The sequence below is a fragment of the Brevibacillus sp. AG162 genome (genome assembly GCF_006715575.1).
Lineage (GTDB): Bacteria > Bacillota > Bacilli > Brevibacillales > Brevibacillaceae > Brevibacillus > Brevibacillus brevis.
Window position 1 is genome coordinate 113595 of record NZ_VFNO01000008.1, and the last position, 19636, is coordinate 133230.

Here is a 19636-nt window from a genome sequence, read left to right on the forward strand (position 1 = left end):
ATCTATCACTCCTGCTCCCTTATTTTTCATAGAGATGACACGCAACCAGTCTGCCATCTGTTTCTGTAAATGGAGGGGCTTCTGTCTTGCACACGTCCATGCATGCCCAACAACGCGGATGAAACTTGCAGCCCTGCGGCGGATTGGACGGAGACGGCAGATCCCCTGTTAAAATGATTCGCTCTTTTTTCTCGTCAGGATCCGTGATGGGAATGGCAGAGAGAAGCGACTGTGTGTAGGGATGCAGCGGACGTTGAAACAGCTCTTCTTTTTTCGCCAGCTCAATCACTTCTCCCAAGTACATCACCGCTACTCGATCCGCGATATGCTCGACGACACTCAAGTCATGCGAGATAAAAAGATACGTGAGCGAAAGCTGCTCCTGCAAATCCTGAAGCAAATTGAGAATTTGCGATTGGATCGATACATCCAGAGCGGACACGGGCTCGTCAGCTATGATGAGCTTTGGCCTGAGCATCAAGGCGCGAGCGATCCCGATTCTTTGCCTTTGTCCTCCGGAAAACTCATGCGCGTATCGCGACAAATGACTTTTGTTCAAACCGACGATCTCCATCGTCTCTTCGATCATGGCTGCTCGCTCGCGCTTTGGGATACCATGGGCTATCAACGGCTCTGACAAAATGTGCTGGATCGTCAGCTTTGGATTGAGGGTATCAAATGGATTTTGAAACACCATTTGCATGTCGCGCCGCAGCTTCTGCATGTCTGCCTTCTGTAAGCTGCGGATATTTTGACCCTCGAAAACAATCTCGCCGTCTGTCGGCTCGATCAAGCGCAAAATGCATCTGCCCAGTGTCGACTTGCCACAGCCTGATTCTCCCACGATTCCCAACGTTTCACCTGCGTTGACACTCACGTTCACTCCATGGACGGCTTGCACGTAACTCGGCTGCTGAAACCATCCTTTGCGGACGAGAAACTTCTTATTCAGGTTCTTCACTTGCAAAAGAGGCGTCTTCATCCATTCACCGCCGTGCTTTCCCTGTTCTCTCGATACAGCCAACAGCGGCACTCCGACTGTTGATCCACATCCAGCAACGGGGGATTTTGTTCCAAACAGACAGGCATCGCCTTCTCGCATCGCGGAGCAAAACGGCATCCCTTCGGATAATCATCGGGGGTCGGCACACTTCCCGCGATACTGTGCAATCTCTTCTGGCCTTTGGCATTATGTGGCGTTGATTGGATCAAGCCCATAGTGTACGGATGCTTGGGGCTGCGCAGCAGTGTGCGAACATCAGCCGCTTCAATGACCTGCCCGGCATACATCACCAGTACCCGGTCACATGTCTCAGCGACGACCCCCAAATCATGCGTGATCATGATGAGTGACATGCCCAGCTCTCTTTGAATTTTTTTCATGACGGCCAATATTTGCGCCTGGATCGTTACGTCTAGTGCAGTCGTTGGTTCGTCCGCTATCAACAACTTTGGATGGCAGGCTATCGCCATCGCGATCATCACGCGCTGCCGCATCCCCCCTGACAGACGATGCGGGTACTCGTGATAGATTTCATTGGCACGTGAAATGCCTACCTGCGTCAACAGCTCGAGCACTCTTTGTCTCGATTGGTCTCGGTTCATGCCCTCATGCTTTTCCAGTCCTTCGCTCAATTGCTTGCCGATAGTCAGTACGGGATTCAGCGAAGTCATCGGCTCCTGAAAGATCATAGCAATCTCTTTTCCCCTGATCTTCTGCATCTCTTTTTCGCTATAGCGCAAGAGATCGGCTCCGTTCAGTTGAATACGGCCTGCAATGCTTCCGTTTTTACTGAGCAAGCGCATCATGGATAGGGAGGCAACGCTTTTTCCACATCCTGATTCTCCGACGATCCCGACCGATTCACCTTTTTTGACCTGCAAGCAAAGATTGTCTACAACCCTGAAAGCCTTTTCATTTTTCGAAAACGTGGTAGTCAATCCTGTCACTTCCAACACATTTGTCACGTTACTCACTCCTTTTTCGGGAATGGAAGCTCGTAAACTATGATTTGGGATCAAAGATATCGCGCAAAGCATCCCCGAGCAGATACACCGTAAAAACGACTGCGGTAATCGCAAGACCGGGAAAAGTAGCGAGCCACCAAGCTTCTCGCAAGTAATTTTTCCCTTCATTCAGCATCGTTCCCCACTCCGGTGTAGGAGGCTGGGCACCCAAACCGATGAAGCCCAGTGCCGAGGTACCTAAAATGGCACTGCCAATAAACATGGTCGTATAGACGATCAGCACGTTGGAGATGTTTGGAATGAACTGGCGTGTAATGATCCACCAATTCGAGCTGCCGATGGAGCGGCTTGCTTCCACATAGCCGGATTGCTTGATCGAGAGTGCCGCACCACGGATTAGAATCGAAAAGGCCGGAATCGATGATATTCCAATCGCGATCATCGCATTTTCCTGACTCGGTCCGAGTACAGCTACAATGGCTAAAGCCAGCACAATACCGGGCAACGCCAGCATGATGTCCATAATTCTCATGATCAGATTGTCAACAATTCCTCCGAGGTAAGCACATGTCACACCAATCAGCGTTCCTGCTACAAACGTCATGACAGACGCCAGCACAGCTACGGTCAGTGTCACTCGTGTTCCGTACAGCATCCGGGATAAAATATCGCGGCCAATCGCATCTGTCCCTAGCCAAAAGTCCTTCGACGGCCCTTGCATAAATGCTTCGTAGTACGTTTTCGTAGGATCATGCGGAGCAATCCACGGCCCGATGATTCCCAGCAAAACAATGCAGAGCATCATCAGAAAGCTATATTTCGCTTTCTTTTGCTGCATGATCTTCTCCCATAATTCGAAACGAGGCATGGACCATTTCCTGCTCCAGAACACGCTACACCGCCTCCTTTGCGGTATAGTCAATGCGTGGATCGAGAAGCGCGTACAGGACGTCAATCAAAATGACGACAAGGACATACACGGTCCCAATAAACAGGGTCGTTCCCTGAATCATCGGAAAATCCCTCGAGCTAATCGCTTGAATCGCCAAAGTACCCACTCCCGGCCAGCCAAAAACCTGCTCGACAATCACAGCCCCGCCCAGCAATCCAGCCAATTCCAGGCCAATGACAGCCACAATCGGAATCATCACATTGCGAAAAGCGTGCCGCAGCAGCACAATTCGTTCATTCATCCCTTTTGCACGGGCTGTTCGGATATAGTCATTGGACAAAACCTCTACCATGCCTGCACGAGTGAGTCGGCTGAGTGCCGTCGCCATCAATGTCCCCAAGGTAAACGCTGGAAGAACCATGTCTTTTAGCCCCGTCCCTCCTGCAATCGGAAACCAGCCCAAATGGACGGAGAACACAAGGATGACGAGCAACCCTAACCAAAAGCCGGGTATGGACATTCCAAAGGTGGAAAAGGTCATGATCGCTCCGTCGATGGGGGTATCCTTGTATTTTGCCGCTAGGACACCCAGCCCGATACCGATCACAACTGCTACTACGAGGCTGGCTACTGCCATTTTTGCTGTTGCGGGAAACCGATCAGCAATCTCTGTGCTGACAGGTCGGCCCGTTTTCAGGGAAGTGCCGAGATCCCCTTTCAAAACACCAGAAGCATAGTCGAGATACTGAACGACCAAAGGTTTGTTCAAGCCCAGCTCTCCGCGAAGCGTCTCGATTTGTTCCACAGTCGCCCGCTGCCCCAGCATGATCCGCACAGGGTCGCCAGGGATGAGATGAATGAGCAGAAACGTAAAAACGGAGAGTCCAAACAGGACAATGATGCCCGACAATAAGCGCTTTACGATAAATTGCTTCATGAGGTCTTCACCCAGATGTGAGAAACCGTATAAACTAGCTTCTTCTTGTTGCGTTCCAGCACTTTGCTCTCCTCCCTTTTTTTCACTAACGACACTTGTCGTTATAGTGTCGCTATTAGTTAAAAATAGTCTATTCCAAATTTACAGAAAGTTCAACTCGTTTTTTTCACGCCCCAGTCAAAAAGAGCATGGTCCCTTTCTACCATGCCCCTTTTGAAGAATCGCTTCGTCGTCATTTTTTGCCGTGCCTCATCTGTAGCAATACGTTTGCCGTTAGCTGTGGATGACTGAGTGGAAAATGATGAGCAGCGGAAAGCCTTTCGATCTCTACATTTGCTTTTATGAATGCATCCGCTGTTCCTTTTGTCAGCTGATACGTTTTATCCTGTGTCCCCCATACGATCTGGGCTGGAAAAGGAAACGGCTGTGTTGTTGTTAGCGACATTTGCCGGTATTCATTCATAAAATAGCGCAGCACGTCTGTATGCGTCTTGCTGATGCGCGGGGATTGCAGGAGCTTCCCTGCCTTTTCTACATAGCCTTCTGGCATTTCATCCGTGGACTGGAATACCCCTTGCTCAAGCATTGCATTTTCCATGTTGGCTGGCGTTAGCTGCTTTTGCAAAAAACGCTGAAGAAGGGCTGGACTTTTCCCCAATCCCGCCAGCAGCAAAGAATACTTCGGCGCATGCAGAGGCGGCTGCAAAAGGTATAGCTTCTCGATTTTTTCCGGTACTCGCTTTGCTGCCTCCCACGCCAAAAACCCGCCAAATGAATGTCCTGCAAGATGAACCGGAGACGGCAGCTGTCGCAATGCCTCTGCCACTGCCTCGATAAAGCCCTCGATCGTTTTTTCATGATGGTGATAGGGCGATCTGCCAAACCCAGGTAAATCCAGTAGCCATACTGCCTGTTCACCCAGCTGTTCAGCGAGCGGGAGTAAATCGCTCATCTCACTGAAAAGCCCGTGCACGAGCAGCCACGGAGTACCCGAGCCTTCTTTCTTGTACGCAGCCATGCCTGCGATTTGCTCACGGTGAAAGTGAGGAGGCACTTTCTGATCCTTGACCGACAAACGATAGTCCAGGTCGGCAATCACACTGGGAAGGTACGCCGCTACGTCGTATGCATCGATGCCTTTTTTCGCTTTCATTTGCTGAAAGGGAGTGAGCGGGAAGTCTTTCTTTACGATGAAATCCATCGAATTGGCGGGAACCCCGAGCAAGCGGCCGCCGCCGTTATGCAGGATTTTTTTCAGAACCGATACCGGGAAAGGAATGGCTGGTGGCTTCATCCGTAATTCTTTGGCCATCAACGAAATCAGCTCTGAAAAAGCTGGCGTGGCACTCCGCTCATTCAAGGCGTAATACGTTTGGTGCTCGATGTGATTTGTCTCTACAATCCCCACAATGACCTCGGCCAAATCGTCGACGGCAAGCAAGGGCAGCCACCACTCCTTGCCACCGGGAAGAACAGGGATCTTACCACGCCGCATGGAGCTGATCACGAGCCCCAATCCATCTGTTTGTTCTGTGTTCCCGGTGCTTCGCGGGCCTATGATCGTACACGGATTTACCACGACCAGCGGCATTCCTTTTTGATACGCCTCTTGTCTGAGGTATAGATCTGCCAGAAACTTGTATTTCTCGTAGCCCCCTGCCTCTCGTAAAAAATCGTTTGTCGCAAAAACATCTGTCGCCAGCTTTCCACTCTCATCGTCAAACGGACTCATGTAGCCAACGATATGAATCAGCTTTTGCAGACGCTGTTGTTTATGCAATTCATTCGCTACTGCTGCAAGGTGACTTGCTCCTTGTAAAATCACGTCCCTCCCCACCGTTTCATCCATCGAAATATCCATCGGGACACCTGCATGGATGATGACAGTTGCGCGCAATACCTGCTCGTAATCGCTGGCAGATAATCCCAAGCCCGCTTTTCGCAAATCACCCCGAACGGCATTGCAATAAGACCTCTCTGTTGGTGTCATCTGCATCAGCAATTCATCCCACTTCTCAAGCGATCGAACTAGCGCCAGTACGGTATGACCAGCCCGCGCCAGCTGTTTTGTTACCTCCTTGCCGATAAATCCAGTCGCACCGGTTATAAAAACGATAGCCATTCTTACTGCCCCCTTTATTTTTTAGTACTAATTAGTACTAATTCACTTCAAAAAAATCCTACACTTGAATCAAGTGTAGAAGTGTCTGACCAGTGTTTACGAGTACCTGTGTATGCCCCTGCGATTCAGCCATGAGCATCGCTCCTTCCATAATGGTCACGAGCAAGACTGCCGTTTGCGGAATCGAGATATTTTCCTTGAATTCTCCACGGGCGATTCCCTCCACGAGCAGCTTTTCCGCTAGGTTCTGCCATTCGATCAGGAACTCGTTGATTCGCGCTTTGACTTCTGGTATTTGTGCTGACAGTAAGGAAAGGATCGGACAGCCTCCTACGCAGGAGCGCCCCTCCAGTTCCTCTGCGATGGTGGTAAAAATCAGCCCCACCCGTGCGGAAACAGACAGGTCTGTTCGTTGCAGGATGGCTTCCAGTGCTCCTCTTAGCACATTCATTCTGTAGCTGAGCACAGCTACGACGAGCTCCTCCTTGCTTTTGAAATGGTAGTAAATGTTGGATTTGGAGACTTTGCTATGGGCTACGACGTCATCCATGCTGGTATTCATGAGTCCTTTTTGCAAAAACAAATGGGATGCAGTGACGATGACATGGTCACGGTTTGAGGTTCGTTCCATAATTAGGACTATATAGTACTACTTGGTGATTGTCAATCAGTGGAGGAGAAGAAAAAGCGCAGTTCTCTTCGACTCTGACACGCCAGCGGGGGGATTTACTGTCCGTCTCCACTTCAAAAAGGGGACCGTCGAGCCAAAGCCACCCTACGGGCGGAAGGTTCTCGAGGAAGAAGTGTTCGACAAGCTGGTCCCCTTTTTGAAGTTCCGACTGGGTAGGCGTTGTCAAGGTCTACGAGCCCTGCGCTTTTTCTTCTTACCAGCTTTGTTGGTTCATCGCTACCGTTTAAAACTTCGTATAAAAAAGAAAAGGTTGATGCCGTCTGTCACGGCATCAACCTTCACCCATTAATTGATCGCAAACCTGTTACATTTTGTTACGGCAGCAAGCATAGTAGCCGTCAGCTCATTTTCTTGGCTATCTCTGCCTCTTCTGAAATAAAGACAGCGTAAAAAGTTCTTGCTGTTCACACGAGCAATAACTTGAGTACGGCTTTTCGGTAGTTCTGCACAGCTTGCTAAATCATTGATCCAGTCAGAGAGCTCCTGCTCTGGGAGCAAGTTTTTCTCTATCATGGTATCCACGATGCTCGCGAGTCGTTCGTCCTCTTCCTCATTGAAAATGTGCTTCCCGTTATGCAGCACACCCTGGATCGCATGAAGAACGTCGCGCTGTACGGCTTCATCACTTTCTGGGCACTGCACCAGCTCTACGAATACGTCTGCACCGTGAGCTGTACTGTGAGCCCAGCCTCCCTCGGACAAATAGCCGCGCAAATCCTTTTCCTCTTGAAAATAGCGGAGCATGGCATCTTTCACGTGCTGGAAATCGGCGAGCTCCAAAAATGGCTTCTGTCTGTGACGGCGCACAATCAATGCGATCGGCAATGAAGAGAAGGTCCTCGTAAATACCGATTGGTCACCATCGTTACCGATCTGATAGAACAAATGCTGTTCGTCAGTCAGTTCTCTCAGGGGGCTGCGCAATTGCGCCTCCGTCAGATGTTTCTCATCAAGAATCCAGTAATAAAATGCCGGGTAAATGAGATTATCACGCAGCTCCGGGTCAGGGTCCCCAATGTATTGCAGCAATAGTCCGACGAAATCTTGCAGCTGTTCCCCTTCACGTAACTGGTATTGTTCTTGCTCCAATCTTTGCAGATCCAGCATGAGCTTGGTTCTTGTATTATTCACGTGTTCATTCCCCTCAACATAATCAAAATTTCCTCGATCACCATTTCCGGTTCATCGTGATGAATATAATGCCCGCTGCGAGTAGCCATTCTTTGCTTGCTTGACGTTGAAAGCCTAGTGAAATCGGCTTGCAGACGTTGTTCGATTGCTAAGATTTCTTCGTTCGGCCATTCCTCATCCCACACGTCCGGCAGGCCTCTCGTGATAATCGAGACAGGTATGTCGCTTTGCTGAAAAGAGTCCACGATCTCTTGATAGCTCCGTATCTTATCAATCTTCTCGCTGTTTCGCATCGGATTCTCGTAATATTCTCGATTGGCTGCGATCAGGTGATCAGGCAAAACCTTTTCATAAGCGAGCTCCTTATACTCGGGAGCAGCGTCAACCAATACCATCCCCGAAACAAGCTGTGGATATAGACTAGCAAAGAGTCTAGCGACCAAACCGCCAAAAGAATGTCCGACCAAAATACAAGGCGTCTCCACCTCAACCTCCTGCAGCAAGTCATACAGCTCCTCAACCAGATCACGACAAGTCCGCGGTATGACCGCTGCCGCTGGACTCCTGCCAATCCCCGCCCGATCATAGGATAAGGTAGACGCTTCTTGCGAGATTCGGTCTTGAACGATCTTCCATGTCTCACCGCTATCGCCCATTCCTGCTAAGAAGATCACACTAGGTGTCCCACTTTTTCGCGAATACAGCCTATGTATCCGTCGAGACATGATCCCAGTCATCCTCCATGTAACGAACCAGCCAATTCAATGCTCTGTGTCTTTCCACAACGACTTCGTCATTCAAACCGCCTGCAACCACACGATTGTTGATGCGCGCATCCACGCATGCCCAGTCATAGCGGTAGATTAAATCTGCTTGGTCGAGAATCTCTTGTTTGCTTCTCACAACCGCATTGCTGTAGAAGGTGTCATAGTCACCCGCGCTTCTGAGAGCGTCAATCGCAGTGTTTACATCACAAATCTCATCTGGGAAATGGAGTTCTTCCACATAGCCGAGCGCCCACAGCAGCACCCAGTAGCATTCGTACATCCATACCATCTGAATCATATCGGTTCGGTCTGGCTGTGGATCATTCAAGAAGTCTCTCTCTTTTTCCGTAAAGAATTCAGCAGCGCCAAACTGCTCAATAATTCCCTCGATAAACTCCCGCTCTTCCTTGATTTGTCCGTTTTCAGCGATCCCTCCGGCATATACCGCAATCAAGCACAGGGCAATCGCTCGCTGAACCACTTCATCCTTGCTCCTGATGACAGCGTCCTCATCCCCTACGATGACAGGAAGATGCGGGATGTACGGAATGCCTTGCTCCTGCAATAGCTTGATGCTCTGCTCCTTGCGCGCTTCTCCTGACTGGGAGGGCTGAATATGTCCATCGATCAGGTCTACGCTGACCGTCACCAGAAAATCGTCCACTTCCGATTCCCCTGCCGTATTGAGAATCAGCCTTCCTTGTTTATCGAGCATATCTCCGGTAGGGAGAAAGACGATCCCGTGCACTTCTTCGGCAATCGCTATAATAGACGCAAACGTCCTCTCGTCGATTTCCTTGCTCGCCACGATTCCTACCGCCACATTGAGCGCTGTAATTTGGTACAGCAGCTTTTGCTGGACCTTCTCATGGGCCGTTTCGATCTGTGCGAAGTAGCCGTACATCCCTTTTTTCATCTGGAGAAACGCTTCTTGGTCATCGTCCTCGCGCATAAGATTGAAGGTGATCTTGCTCTTGCTAAACCACTTTTTATCTGTCACGGTCACTGACCGCTCATCTTCAGATACCTCTACCAATAGATCACGAAAAGCCTCGACAATCGCAGCGACTACTTTTTCGCATTGTTGGATGGAGACATAGATGGTGCATTGGTTCATCTGGCAACCTCCTTAGCTGGGGAAAAATTTTCACAGTGCTGAATTTTGTAATCAATAGTCAATTATGGTATTCTAACCCTGTTTAATCAAGCACAAATCTTTATAGTTATCGGCGAATCTATCACGATGATTGAAGGTGAAACCTATGAAAAACATCCTATTAGAGGAGTTCTCTCCGATTTGTCCGATTCAAGCTTTTGTCGAAGAAGATGAGAACGGCGTCTTTTTTTATTTGTGGGATTATCCCGGTGAGGAGCATGCTAGCATTCGTTCTTGTTGGGTAAGAAATTACGGACCTGCACCGGACTCGATCGATTTCGCTGCCATGGAGGATGGTCAAGCTCCCATGCTTCCACGCGATTGCTGCGCTCATCCGGATGGAGCAGACAGGCTAGACCCGGAACAGCTCTCGATCGTATGGCTAGAGGAAGGCGATGCGGCGGCACTCCTGTATGAGGATGAGGTACTGTGTGTGATTCCCGGCTGGGCTGGCCCTTCCCCGGACGGCTCGCACTATCCTTCTTATGCCCGAGATTGCACCGGAGAATCTCATCTGTGCTTTCCGCTGGGAACACCAGAGACGAACGCCATGTTTGCCCGCATCGAAGCTGCCCAGCATTTTTGGGCGAGCTGGGATGGCAACCCTTGGCCTGACATCCAGCACCAGTTCATGGATGCAATTACCTCGACTCTCGGCCCAATTAAACAGTATTACGGCATCGACGGCGGACACTGGCCCCCGAAAGCATTGGTGACCATCGAAAAAGGCGACGTTACCTATGCGATGACCCTCGGCGTATCCATTTTGCGTCAGCCAAAAGTCGAGCAGTATACAGAAGAGCCGGAGCAATTACGCCGATTCGAGCTGGCCTTTGCCTGCGACACCAAATGGCTCGCCCAAAACGAACAGCAATTGCTGGCCTACATCAGCGGCCAAACCTCTCTGCCGTGGTCGTATATGACGTTCCTCGCACAAGGTCACACCATTCCGTGCCAGGAAATCAGTCAGATCAACAGCCGCTTCTCCTCCATGCTGCTCGCAAAACCTGAGGATGCACCGACCATTCCACTTCCGCTCATGGCGGGCGATCCTGTGAATCTGTTATGGATGATTCCGATTACCGCGGAGGAACAGCAGTATGCAGAAATGCATGGGTCTGAGCAATTGCTTCAACGTTCCTCGGGAGATGGTGCGGATTGGATTTTTAATGGAGAAACAAAATTTATGAAATAAATGTGCTCCTAGTTAGATCGAGTGTGTGAAGCAGCCCAGTAGCTATGGGCTGCTTCACGTATTTACACTGTTTTTTTATTTCATTGCTTTGTGCTCCTCAAACAGAAACCATTTTATGGAATTCCGCGTCCTATCATAATAATAACCGTTCTAAAAAGTGGGGGATGAATCTTGAAAAAATGGATTACTCTGTTGATCATTTTAGGTGTAATAAGCGGGTGCGAAGCTAACGAAAAGAATTTAAATGAATTCACGCAAGAGCACTATCAAATGGAAAAGCTCTCCCCAGTTCTATTAGAGTCCTTGTCTAAATCAATAAATAAACCAGTTCAGGATATCAAAGTCGAGGATTTTTTAAATATCGAAGAACTAACTTTAGATACAGATAGTTTTCCTCTGGAACAAAAAGATGAAAAAATTGATTTATCTGTTCTATCTAAAATGAAAAAACTAAAAAATCTATCTTTGAATAAAATAAATGCTAAAGACTATCTTTTTCTAAAGGATTTAAATGAACTTGAATATCTTTCAATCACTGGTTTTCGGGAAGATCAGCTACCTGCTTTAAATAATAGTAAACTAATTAGCCTCTCACTGGATGAGGGGGATTTATCAAGTTTGAGAATACTTGAAAACAGTAAATCTGTTACACAATTATCTATTAGGAATAATAAAATAAACGATTTGTCATTCATTCAACTACCTAATCTTACTTTCTTAGATGTATCAAATAATCCTATTCCTTCAATCAATTTTGTAAAAGAACTACCGAATTTGGTACGTTTACAAATTATGAATGCACCCATCACAGATATAGCAGCTGTACAGTATACACCTAAACTTAACTACTTAGATATTAGAGGGACTAAAGTAACTTCTATACATCCACTGATCAACCTTGATGAACTTGCGATTCTATTAGTCGATCGAAAAAGCATACGTGATTTAAAACTACTGAAAAAAGAAATCAAAGTCGCTGAAAATGGTTATGAAATTAATGATTGAAAGTAAGACTCTCGTATAAATATGACTGTAGCAAACAAGCCTGGAGGTCGTGGATGAAAATCAGCATATTTCCAATTATGTTTATCCTTATCCATAATGGTAGCCTGTTCAAACGAGAAAACCTTACAAACGAATCAGGCGGAGATAGAAAGGTTACAAGCGGAAATCACTCAATTGAAAAACAAAAACAAAGAACTTGAAGCCTCTTTTAAATTACGAGATGTCATTGATCTACAGACAAGAGAAATGTTTCGAGCATAAAGATGGACGATTTATTACAGATTATGAAGTATGGATAAACGATGAGACTTACTCAGGAACACTAGAATTAGGCTTCACAGAGGAAAATAACGAATGGAAACTAAGTAGTATGCAAGGCGATAGATAAAACAGAAAAGCCCTCAAAAAAGAGGGCGTCAGGTTGACTATTTTTTCATAAAGTTATAAACCTTCCTTGCCTGCAGTCGACAGTCCTCCTCTGCTGCAGGCCTTAGACCTACTTACAAATCAAGCAGCTCCATTCTCTCCATCTCTTTCTTCCTTTTCGCCTTCATCGCTCTTCGGCCTTCCGACCAAGCCAATGATAGAATCGCAATCCCACCAATTGCTACCAAGATCAACGTCAGTTCACTGCCTTCTTTAAATAAACCTGTGACATACCCGTAGATCAGGTACGCAAAAAAGAAGCCTGGGAGAATAGCCCCCCAATAAGCGTGATTCAGCCTGCCGAGTAAATTTTGTATGCCCACAATGCCGAGCCCAGCCAAAAATTGAATCATCCCCATACTCATCTGTTCTCATCTCTTTCTTGTTTGTATTTTTCAATAATGAGCTTGGCTACCTCCAAACTCATCCGTTCGTCAATGACCAGGTTTTTGATCATTTGCACGAATTCCACTTCCGCTTCCTTGCTATGTAATTCGATCTTTTTAATGATTCGGTCGAGCTTGGCCCTCACTGTTGGGTACGATACACCATACTCATCTGCCATACCCTTGAGAGAGCCCGAACTGATGATAAACTTCCTGATAAATTCGAGGGTTTCCTTGTCTAAAGCTAGCACCCAAGATGGAATTTCGTCGCGCTCCATGATTCGCCTCAACCTCCTGTCCTTTAATTATATTAAGATAAACTTTAATTTTATTCAAGTATTTTTGAATAAAATTAAAAGAAACCAACAAAAAAAGAGCATCCTCACCTGATGCTCCCTCACTGCTCCTCCACTTTTTTACTCCACCTTCGTTAATCGAATATCCATCCAATGTGCCCAATTCTCATCATTGCCCAACAACTCCCAAGTGCCAATGAGTGTGTTGCCATCAGCACTAAACTTACCGGAAAAACGTTCGGTATTCCCTGTTATCTTCCAATCTCTGCCCAAAAGATTCGCATAGTAGGAAGCCATACTTCCATGATTGTCATAAGCGTGCGTGAAGTACACCTGATTAGACGCATCATAGCCGATGATCTCAATGGTTTTGACTTCTTTATCCCCCATCAAACCATCTACATGGTGAATAAGGAAAAATCCCCCAGGCAGCCATTCGTATGTATCTATTGCTTTCAACTTCACGGCTGGCCCTGACGGACTTTCCGTAATCAGTCCTTCTGTCATCCATTTCCCTACAAAAACGTTCAGATGAGAAAGAGCCGGATCAGGCTTGAGCACCTCTTGTGAAGTATGATTGACATGTTCATTCGTCATTCGAATTCCTCCTTATCGGACAGTGAATTACTGTTTATTCTAGGGGATTCAGGGAATGCATGCTTCTTATCGATTGCTATTTACCAACAAAAATCCCGCCCCTCATGATGGGAAGCGGGAGAACGTATGTGTTTACTTGAATGCCTTTCCTGTTATGGTATCCAGCCTAAAACCAGAAATCGTGTCCAATGTATAAACCAGTAGCGGCTTTTGTTGCAGCTTCCCTCCTACTACCGGAAGCACATACCCCAATTTTGCTGGATGGCTCTGCAAAAATCGCTTGGCTGCTTCTTCCCTCGATATGACTGTATCCAATTCCGGAAAAGGTTCAGTCGGACTCGTGAAGTAGTCCATGAAATTGACAATCTCCCCGTTTTGCCCATCCACATTGACGAGGTAATACTGGTCAGCAACGATCACGCCATTATGAAGAGCGTAAAAGGTGAAGCTGTATGCCGTTGCAGAAGGCATCGAAATCTGGGTCTCGTCGATTTTCAGTTCCTTCACACTGCTGTCCAGATAAGGCTGCAAAAACTGAACGGCTTTTTCCTTGGCCTCCTCATAGCTAAGCTGAGCGTTTACTGGATTGTTCTGATGCTGTGTGGAGCTGGCCATCTCTGTATCGCGGCGCACCTGGAATCCTGTGATGACCCCGTTGTTTGAGTAGACGGTAACTCTGCCTCGCCCTTCCTTGGCCTTGTAGGTCGTCATCTGCTCGCCCTTCATCGTCTTATTGCCACCAGTGAGGATAAATCCGTCCAGATTCACCGGAAACTGTTCCGCCACAGCCTTCACCACTTCTTCCTCCTTTTGCACAGTGACCTTCTTGCCTCCAGGCGTTACCGGGATTGGATCTGAGTACCGGCTTTTATGCGACGATTCCCCCGATACCTCTTCTCCTGTCACTGCATTCACATATCCAGTCGTCTGAAGAGAATATGTCAATGACGGCTTCCCCGTATTTCTCGAACCCGCAAAATAGGTAAGCTCCATGAACGACGCCACTTTCTCTGAGAGCTCTTCTTCGGACAATACGGAGTCCGGTTCGGCAAACGACTCATAGGATATTTGCAGTGGTGCAGCTTCGAACGTATTGACATATGTGACACCATTAAGGTTGACGCCAACGACGTATCGGTCCGAGAAAACGGGCAGCCCATTTGCATAGCGCGTATAGGTCACCGCATCCCAATCATCACCGCTGGTCTGACTCGCTTGGTACTGCTTGAATTCGTCTCCCAACAGCGCTTGTAAAAAGGCAGCAGACATTTGCTTCGCTTGTGCTTCTGTAGACAAAGGAGCTTCCTCATTCATCTCTTTCTCATTTTCGTAGCGGCTAATTTTCCCCATGGCTGCCATCATCTCGACAGATGCATACCGCTGTTCCATTCCTTGTTCCCTTTGATAGAAGACAATCTCGTAGACCCCATCTTCTTTTCCGATGACTTTGGGTTCCATCGTCTTTAGTTCCGGAACGAGATTGAACAGCTTTTCCAAGGTTTGCTTCGCGGCAGGGGATACTTCCGCCAGCTTCAGCTGCTGACCTTTCAACACGAGCGGAATTTCTTGGTGGGTCGTCATGATGGATTCCGGATTGGTAATCAGCCGGGTAAAAATCGGCGCCAGCAAAAAGACCGCGAGAACCACCGCTGCGGTTAATCCCAATCGAATTGTCGTGCGTCGAGTTTTGCTTCTGCTTCGATAGATTTGATCAACCTCGACAAGCTTTCTTTCCAATGTGTGCAAAAACTCGCTGCGGGGGACTGCATCCGGTCTGTTTCGAAATTCCTGTAACACTTCTTCATCGCTAGGAAATTTCATGCACACCATCCCCCTTTTCATAGATGTGTAACGCCGTTTCTTTTACCATCTTCATCGCGCGGTGAAAGTCTACCTTGACCTTCGCCTCTGTGCATCCGAGAATTTCTGCTGTTTCCTTGACTGTATACTCTCTGATTCCCCGCAACACGATGACATTTCGGTATTTCGGCTTCAATTGCAGCAGCGCATTTTCAAAATGAGTGCGTTCTTCTTTATCCTGCAGTTCTTTTTCCGGCAACCCCTCTGAACTGGGCAACAGCTTCAATAATGTCCCGGCAAAAATCGTCTGTAGACGTTTCTTTCTGTATTCGTCGATCGCGACATGCTTGGCAATATTCAAAATCCAGGTGCGCATACTCGAGCGCTCCTCAAACCTGTGCAGGGATTTAATGACGCGCACAAACACCTCTTGGGTCAAATCCTCTGCTGCTTCCCGACTTCCGATAAAATGATAGAGATACTGATAGACTTCTTTGGAATACATCCTGTATATCCCTGATATGTCTTGCTGACCTCGATCTTCTCGAGCATCCAAGGCTTCTTCCTCCTCTTCTCGCGACAGGGCATGTCTACATGATGGAATCCCGCCCCTCATGATGGGAAGCGGGATCGAATACGATTATTTGAATGACTTTCCTGTTACCGCATCAAGCAAGAAGGAAGAGACTGTGTCGATGGAATAAACCAGAGTCGGCTTTGCTTGCACCTTGTTGTCCTGAACAGGGAACATGTACCCCAGCACAGCAGGACGGTCTTTCAAAAACTGTTTAGCGGCAGCTTCTTTGGAAATGGCTGTCTTTTTGTCCGGGAACGGAGCAGTAGGCTTCGTAAAATAGTCCATAAAATTCACGATTTCCCCGGACTGTCCGTCTACGTTGACGAGGTAATGCTGATCTGTCACGACTACACCGTCATGGAGAGCATAGAAGCTGAAGCTGTATGCCGTTGCAGAAGGCATCATGATCTTGGTCTGATCAATCTTCAGCTCATTTACACTGGAGTCGAGGTAAGGCTGCAAAAACTGAACCGCTTTTTCCTTGGCTTGCTCATACGAAAGCTGGGCATTTGCTGGTTTGTTGCCATGCTGGGTAGCACTGGCCATCTCGACTTTTCCTCGGACTTGGAAGCCGGTCACTTCGTTGTTGTTCGTATAGACCGTGACCCTGCCGTCTCTTCCCTTGGACTTGTAAATCGTTTCCCCTTCCCCTTTCATATCCGCTGGGGTATGCGTATCTGTCTCTAACGCGATTCCATCCATCTTGATTTGGAACTCTTCTGTCAGTACCTTCGCAGCTTCATCCGCATTGCTGACTGTGAACTTTTTGCCGCCTGGCTTGACCGCTATGGCGTCAGAGTAGCGGCTTTTATGAGAGGAGGCACTCTCGATTTCGGCTCCTGTGACGGCATTCACATATCCGGTCGACTCCAGCGAATATTTCAAGGCAGGCTTTCCTGTCTCCTTTTTATGCGCGGAATACGTGAGCTCCATGAGCGAAGCGACTTTCCCCGTCACTTCGTCTTTGGACATTACCTTTCCTGGCTTGGCAAACAAGGAGGAGGCTGCTCGGAGCGGGGCGCCTTCAAACGTGTTCACGTACATGACACTCGAACTGTTGACGCCAACGACATAGCGATCAGTGAAAACAGGTACTCCATGTTCGTGACGCGTATAGGTAACAGCATCCCATTCGCCCTTTGTTGTCTGAGTGGCTTTGTACTTTTTGAAATCATCGCCCAAGAGCTTTTGCAAAAATGCCGCTGATTTTTGTTTGGCAATCGCTTCCGATGGCTGATTGTTTTGCTTCTGCATTTCCTGTTCGTTTTCGTAGCTATGCAAAGCTCCTGTCGTTGCATTCAAGCCCACCATGGCATACAGCTCCATCTTGCCTGGGGCAATTCCTTTGTCAAAGCGCAGCTCGTACACGCCGTTTTTCGGTCCGTTCATCTTTTTGTCCATGCTTTTTAATTCAGGCTGGATGGCGTATAGCGTCTGGAGTGTTTTTTCTGCTGCTGGTGAGAGCTTCACTTCCTGCCCCTGATTGGTCGCAGCTTGTACGGTCATCGTTTGGTGTTGCAGCCATAGCGGAGTTGTCGCCAACAGGCTTGCCATCAAAAAAGTACCTGCCAATTTCTTTGTATGCTTCACAGTTGTTCCCTCCCGAGGAATTTTGTGTTTGTTTTTTTGTCCTATGTAATAGTCGGAAAAACCACAGGGAGGTTACAAAATAAAAAAACCACCCATTCAGGTGGCGGTTTTCAGGACCCGTGAGCAGTAGATAGAGACTCTTCTGGTTCCTCTGTTTGAAAATGTTCTCCCCATTCTCGCAAATACTCAATGACAGGTCCCAAGCCTTGCCCTAGCTCGGTTAACTCGTATTCTACTTTTGGCGGAACGACAGGATACACTTCACGCTTGACGATTCCTGCTTCCTCCAACTCCCGCAATTGTTCTGCCAGCATTTTATGATTCACACCGATTATATTTTTCTTTAACTCTCCGTACCTTTTTTTCCCTTTGAACAGCTGACAAATGATTGATACCTTCCATCGTCCCGCAAAAACCGAGACGGCAAGCTCGATCGGGCATGGATATTCCTTGCCATTTAATAGGTACCTCATCGCTGGTTTCTTCTTCATCCCACTCACTTCCCTTTTCGTAAGTATTAACCGAAAAAGTGCGTACTTACTTTTCTTTAGTGTATTCGGTATGCTCTATTTTGTAAAACAATTTTAAAGGAGGGAGCTCATGGAAAAGCAAGTTCGGGTAGGCCAAGTCGACGTCGCTCTTCACCCCTAAAGGGAGAGACCCTCATCGGAAATCGCCCATTTTCTATCAACGGTTTCATAAACTTATTCGAAAGTAGGATGGCATTATGCATAAAGATCAAATCATAGAAGCTTATCAATTCAGACATGCCTGCAAAGAGTTTGATGCAGCTAAAAAAATTACGATGGAAGACTTTGACTTTATTATGGAGACAGCTCGCCTGTCGCCCAGCTCCTTTGGCTTTGAGCCATGGAACTTCCTTGTGCTGCAAGATCCGACTCTTAGAGAGAAGCTGTTACCCGTCACATGGGGTGCACAAAAACAACTGCCGACCGCAAGCCATTTCGTCATCGTACTGGCGCGGACGAAACAAGATATGGCAGCTGATTCTGAATATATCCAACATATGATGAAAGACACGCAGGACTTGCCGGAAAACGTTGTACAGCAAAAAGGCGCTGCTTACGATCACTTCCTGAAAAACGACTTCGCCCTGTTTGACGACGAGCGAGTCATGTTCGAATGGGCATCCAGACAGACCTATATCGCGCTTGGCAATATGATGACGTCTGCTGCCATGATCGGCATTGATTCCTGCCCCATTGAAGGCTTTGCAAAAGAAAAAGTTGAGGATATCCTTGCGGCGGAGGGGCTCCTCGACAGAGAACGCTTCGGCGTCGCTTGCATGGTGGCTTTTGGCTACCGGAAAAATGAGCCCCGTGCGAAAACCAGACAAGCGAAAGAAGAGATTATTCGTTTTATTGGGTAAAACCAACAATTGGGTCCACGTAAAAAGCATTCGTATTCCGAATGCTTTTTGTCGTTTTATATAAATTTCAGTGAGTCTTCCTAATCACTAAATGTGAAAGATTAGTGAACGTAGTTAGCATATATTTACAATTATCCAAATAATTGATATGTTGTATTTGTCCCAAATTTTACATACTCAGGAGGTATTTACATGAAAAAGTTTGCTACTACCGGTCTACTTGCCCTAACACTCGTATTAAGTACATCTGCATCCGCTTTTGCTGCCGTATACCCTGATAATGAACCTAACAACAGAAGAGACGACGCAAACATCTTTCATGTAGCTGATGGAAATCAAATCAACGGGAAACTGGATAGAAATAACGGAGACTCGCAAGATTACTTCAAGTTTACTCCTACAGTAAATCAAAAAGTCCGTTTTCAAATCGCTTACTCCAAAGCTAATTCGCAAGAATTCACGCTAGTGTTAAACAGTAACTACAAGTACGCAACAACTCGGACAAAGGACTATTTCGATGTTGATTTAGTAGCTGGAAGAGAATACAACATCAGAGTTGAAGGCGTATCTTATGATTTGGACAACAACAACTTCAACTATTCCGTATATACTTACGTGTTGCCAAACTAATAAAAATGACAAAGTCGCCAGCAATGGCGACTTTGTTTTATATGAAACATAAAAACAGCCATCGCACAAAACGACAGCTG

General features: G+C 47.3%; 20 protein-coding genes. 4 read left to right on the top strand and 16 right to left on the bottom strand.

The annotated features are described in order from the left end of the window. Positions 1-19 precede the first annotated feature (19 nt). The 9 genes from FB479_RS22230 to FB479_RS22275 all read right to left on the bottom strand — a co-directional run bounded on the left by FB479_RS22230 (position 20) and on the right by FB479_RS22275 (position 9625). Complete coding sequence (locus FB479_RS22230) at positions 20-982, bottom strand: ABC transporter ATP-binding protein (RefSeq protein ID WP_106657147.1); 963 nt, start codon at positions 980-982, stop codon at positions 20-22. Next, complete coding sequence (locus tag FB479_RS22235) at positions 979-1968, bottom strand: ABC transporter ATP-binding protein (RefSeq protein ID WP_106657146.1); 990 nt, start codon at positions 1966-1968, stop codon at positions 979-981. Before FB479_RS22235 ends, FB479_RS22230 begins: the two co-directional genes overlap by 4 nt. Positions 1969-2005: 37 nt before the next feature. Then, positions 2006-2860: an ABC transporter permease gene (locus tag FB479_RS22240; protein WP_142066744.1), complete on the bottom strand. Its 855-nt coding sequence runs from the start codon at positions 2858-2860 to the stop codon at positions 2006-2008. A gap of 1 nt (position 2861) precedes the next feature. Beyond that, complete coding sequence (nikB, locus tag FB479_RS22245) at positions 2862-3797, bottom strand: nickel ABC transporter permease (RefSeq protein ID WP_142066745.1); 936 nt, start codon at positions 3795-3797, stop codon at positions 2862-2864. Between the two features lie 232 nt (positions 3798-4029). Further along, a complete protein-coding gene (locus FB479_RS22250; RefSeq protein ID WP_142066746.1) occupies positions 4030-5919 on the bottom strand; it encodes an alpha/beta fold hydrolase in 1890 nt (629 codons plus the stop codon). Positions 5920-5977: 58 nt separating this feature from the next. Continuing rightward, on the bottom strand, positions 5978-6550 hold the full coding sequence (locus FB479_RS22255; RefSeq protein ID WP_142066747.1) for a TetR/AcrR family transcriptional regulator: 573 nt from the start codon (positions 6548-6550) through the stop codon (positions 5978-5980). Positions 6551-6895: 345 nt separating this feature from the next. Continuing rightward, complete coding sequence (locus tag FB479_RS22265) at positions 6896-7741, bottom strand: DUF2785 domain-containing protein (protein WP_142066748.1); 846 nt, start codon at positions 7739-7741, stop codon at positions 6896-6898. Next, positions 7738-8466, bottom strand: coding sequence for an alpha/beta fold hydrolase (locus FB479_RS22270; RefSeq protein WP_142066749.1), 729 nt, complete (start codon positions 8464-8466; stop codon positions 7738-7740). Before FB479_RS22270 ends, FB479_RS22265 begins: the two co-directional genes overlap by 4 nt. Continuing rightward, positions 8447-9625 (bottom strand): DUF4272 domain-containing protein, encoded by a 1179-nt coding sequence (locus FB479_RS22275; RefSeq protein WP_142066750.1) that lies wholly within the window; start codon positions 9623-9625, stop codon positions 8447-8449. Before FB479_RS22275 ends, FB479_RS22270 begins: the two co-directional genes overlap by 20 nt. Before the next feature lie 145 nt (positions 9626-9770). Here FB479_RS22275 and FB479_RS22280 point away from each other — a divergent pair, with 145 nt between their 5' ends. After that, positions 9771-10859: a suppressor of fused domain protein gene (locus tag FB479_RS22280; RefSeq protein ID WP_142066751.1), complete on the top strand. Its 1089-nt coding sequence runs from the start codon at positions 9771-9773 to the stop codon at positions 10857-10859. Positions 10860-11030: 171 nt separating this feature from the next. Then, on the top strand, positions 11031-11864 hold the full coding sequence (locus FB479_RS22285) for a leucine-rich repeat domain-containing protein (protein ID WP_142066752.1): 834 nt from the start codon (positions 11031-11033) through the stop codon (positions 11862-11864). A 500-nt stretch (positions 11865-12364) separates the two neighbouring features. On the opposite strand, the gene FB479_RS22290 is transcribed toward FB479_RS22285, so the two are convergent. From FB479_RS22290 to FB479_RS22320, 7 genes are all read right to left on the bottom strand, one after another. Next, entirely contained in the window at positions 12365-12655 is a 291-nt protein-coding gene (locus FB479_RS22290) for a hypothetical protein (RefSeq protein ID WP_142066753.1), read from the bottom strand. Next, positions 12652-12954, bottom strand: coding sequence for a DUF2089 family protein (locus FB479_RS22295; RefSeq protein WP_048034874.1), 303 nt, complete (start codon positions 12952-12954; stop codon positions 12652-12654). Before FB479_RS22295 ends, FB479_RS22290 begins: the two co-directional genes overlap by 4 nt. Before the next feature lie 138 nt (positions 12955-13092). After that, positions 13093-13569, bottom strand: a complete 477-nt coding sequence (locus tag FB479_RS22300) for a DUF1579 family protein (protein WP_142066754.1) — start codon at positions 13567-13569, stop codon at positions 13093-13095. Positions 13570-13701: 132 nt separating this feature from the next. Further along, complete coding sequence (locus FB479_RS22305; RefSeq protein WP_142066755.1) at positions 13702-15390, bottom strand: YcdB/YcdC domain-containing protein; 1689 nt, start codon at positions 15388-15390, stop codon at positions 13702-13704. Then, complete coding sequence (locus FB479_RS22310; protein ID WP_106657131.1) at positions 15377-15925, bottom strand: RNA polymerase sigma factor; 549 nt, start codon at positions 15923-15925, stop codon at positions 15377-15379. The genes FB479_RS22305 and FB479_RS22310 overlap by 14 nt, the downstream gene beginning before the upstream one ends. A gap of 84 nt (positions 15926-16009) precedes the next feature. Further along, positions 16010-17536, bottom strand: a complete 1527-nt coding sequence (locus FB479_RS22315) for a YcdB/YcdC domain-containing protein (RefSeq protein ID WP_142066756.1) — start codon at positions 17534-17536, stop codon at positions 16010-16012. Between the two features lie 110 nt (positions 17537-17646). Continuing rightward, positions 17647-18027 (bottom strand): winged helix-turn-helix transcriptional regulator, encoded by a 381-nt coding sequence (locus FB479_RS22320; protein WP_106657129.1) that lies wholly within the window; start codon positions 18025-18027, stop codon positions 17647-17649. Positions 18028-18263: 236 nt separating this feature from the next. On the opposite strand from FB479_RS22320, the gene FB479_RS22325 reads away from it, so the two are divergent. Beyond that, the gene (locus FB479_RS22325; RefSeq protein ID WP_142066757.1) at positions 18264-18926 is read left to right on the top strand and encodes an NAD(P)H-dependent oxidoreductase; all 663 of its coding nucleotides are present in this window, start codon (positions 18264-18266) and stop codon (positions 18924-18926) included. Between the two features lie 192 nt (positions 18927-19118). Beyond that, positions 19119-19556, top strand: a complete 438-nt coding sequence (locus FB479_RS22330) for a hypothetical protein (protein WP_142066758.1) — start codon at positions 19119-19121, stop codon at positions 19554-19556. Positions 19557-19636: the final 80 nt, after the last annotated feature.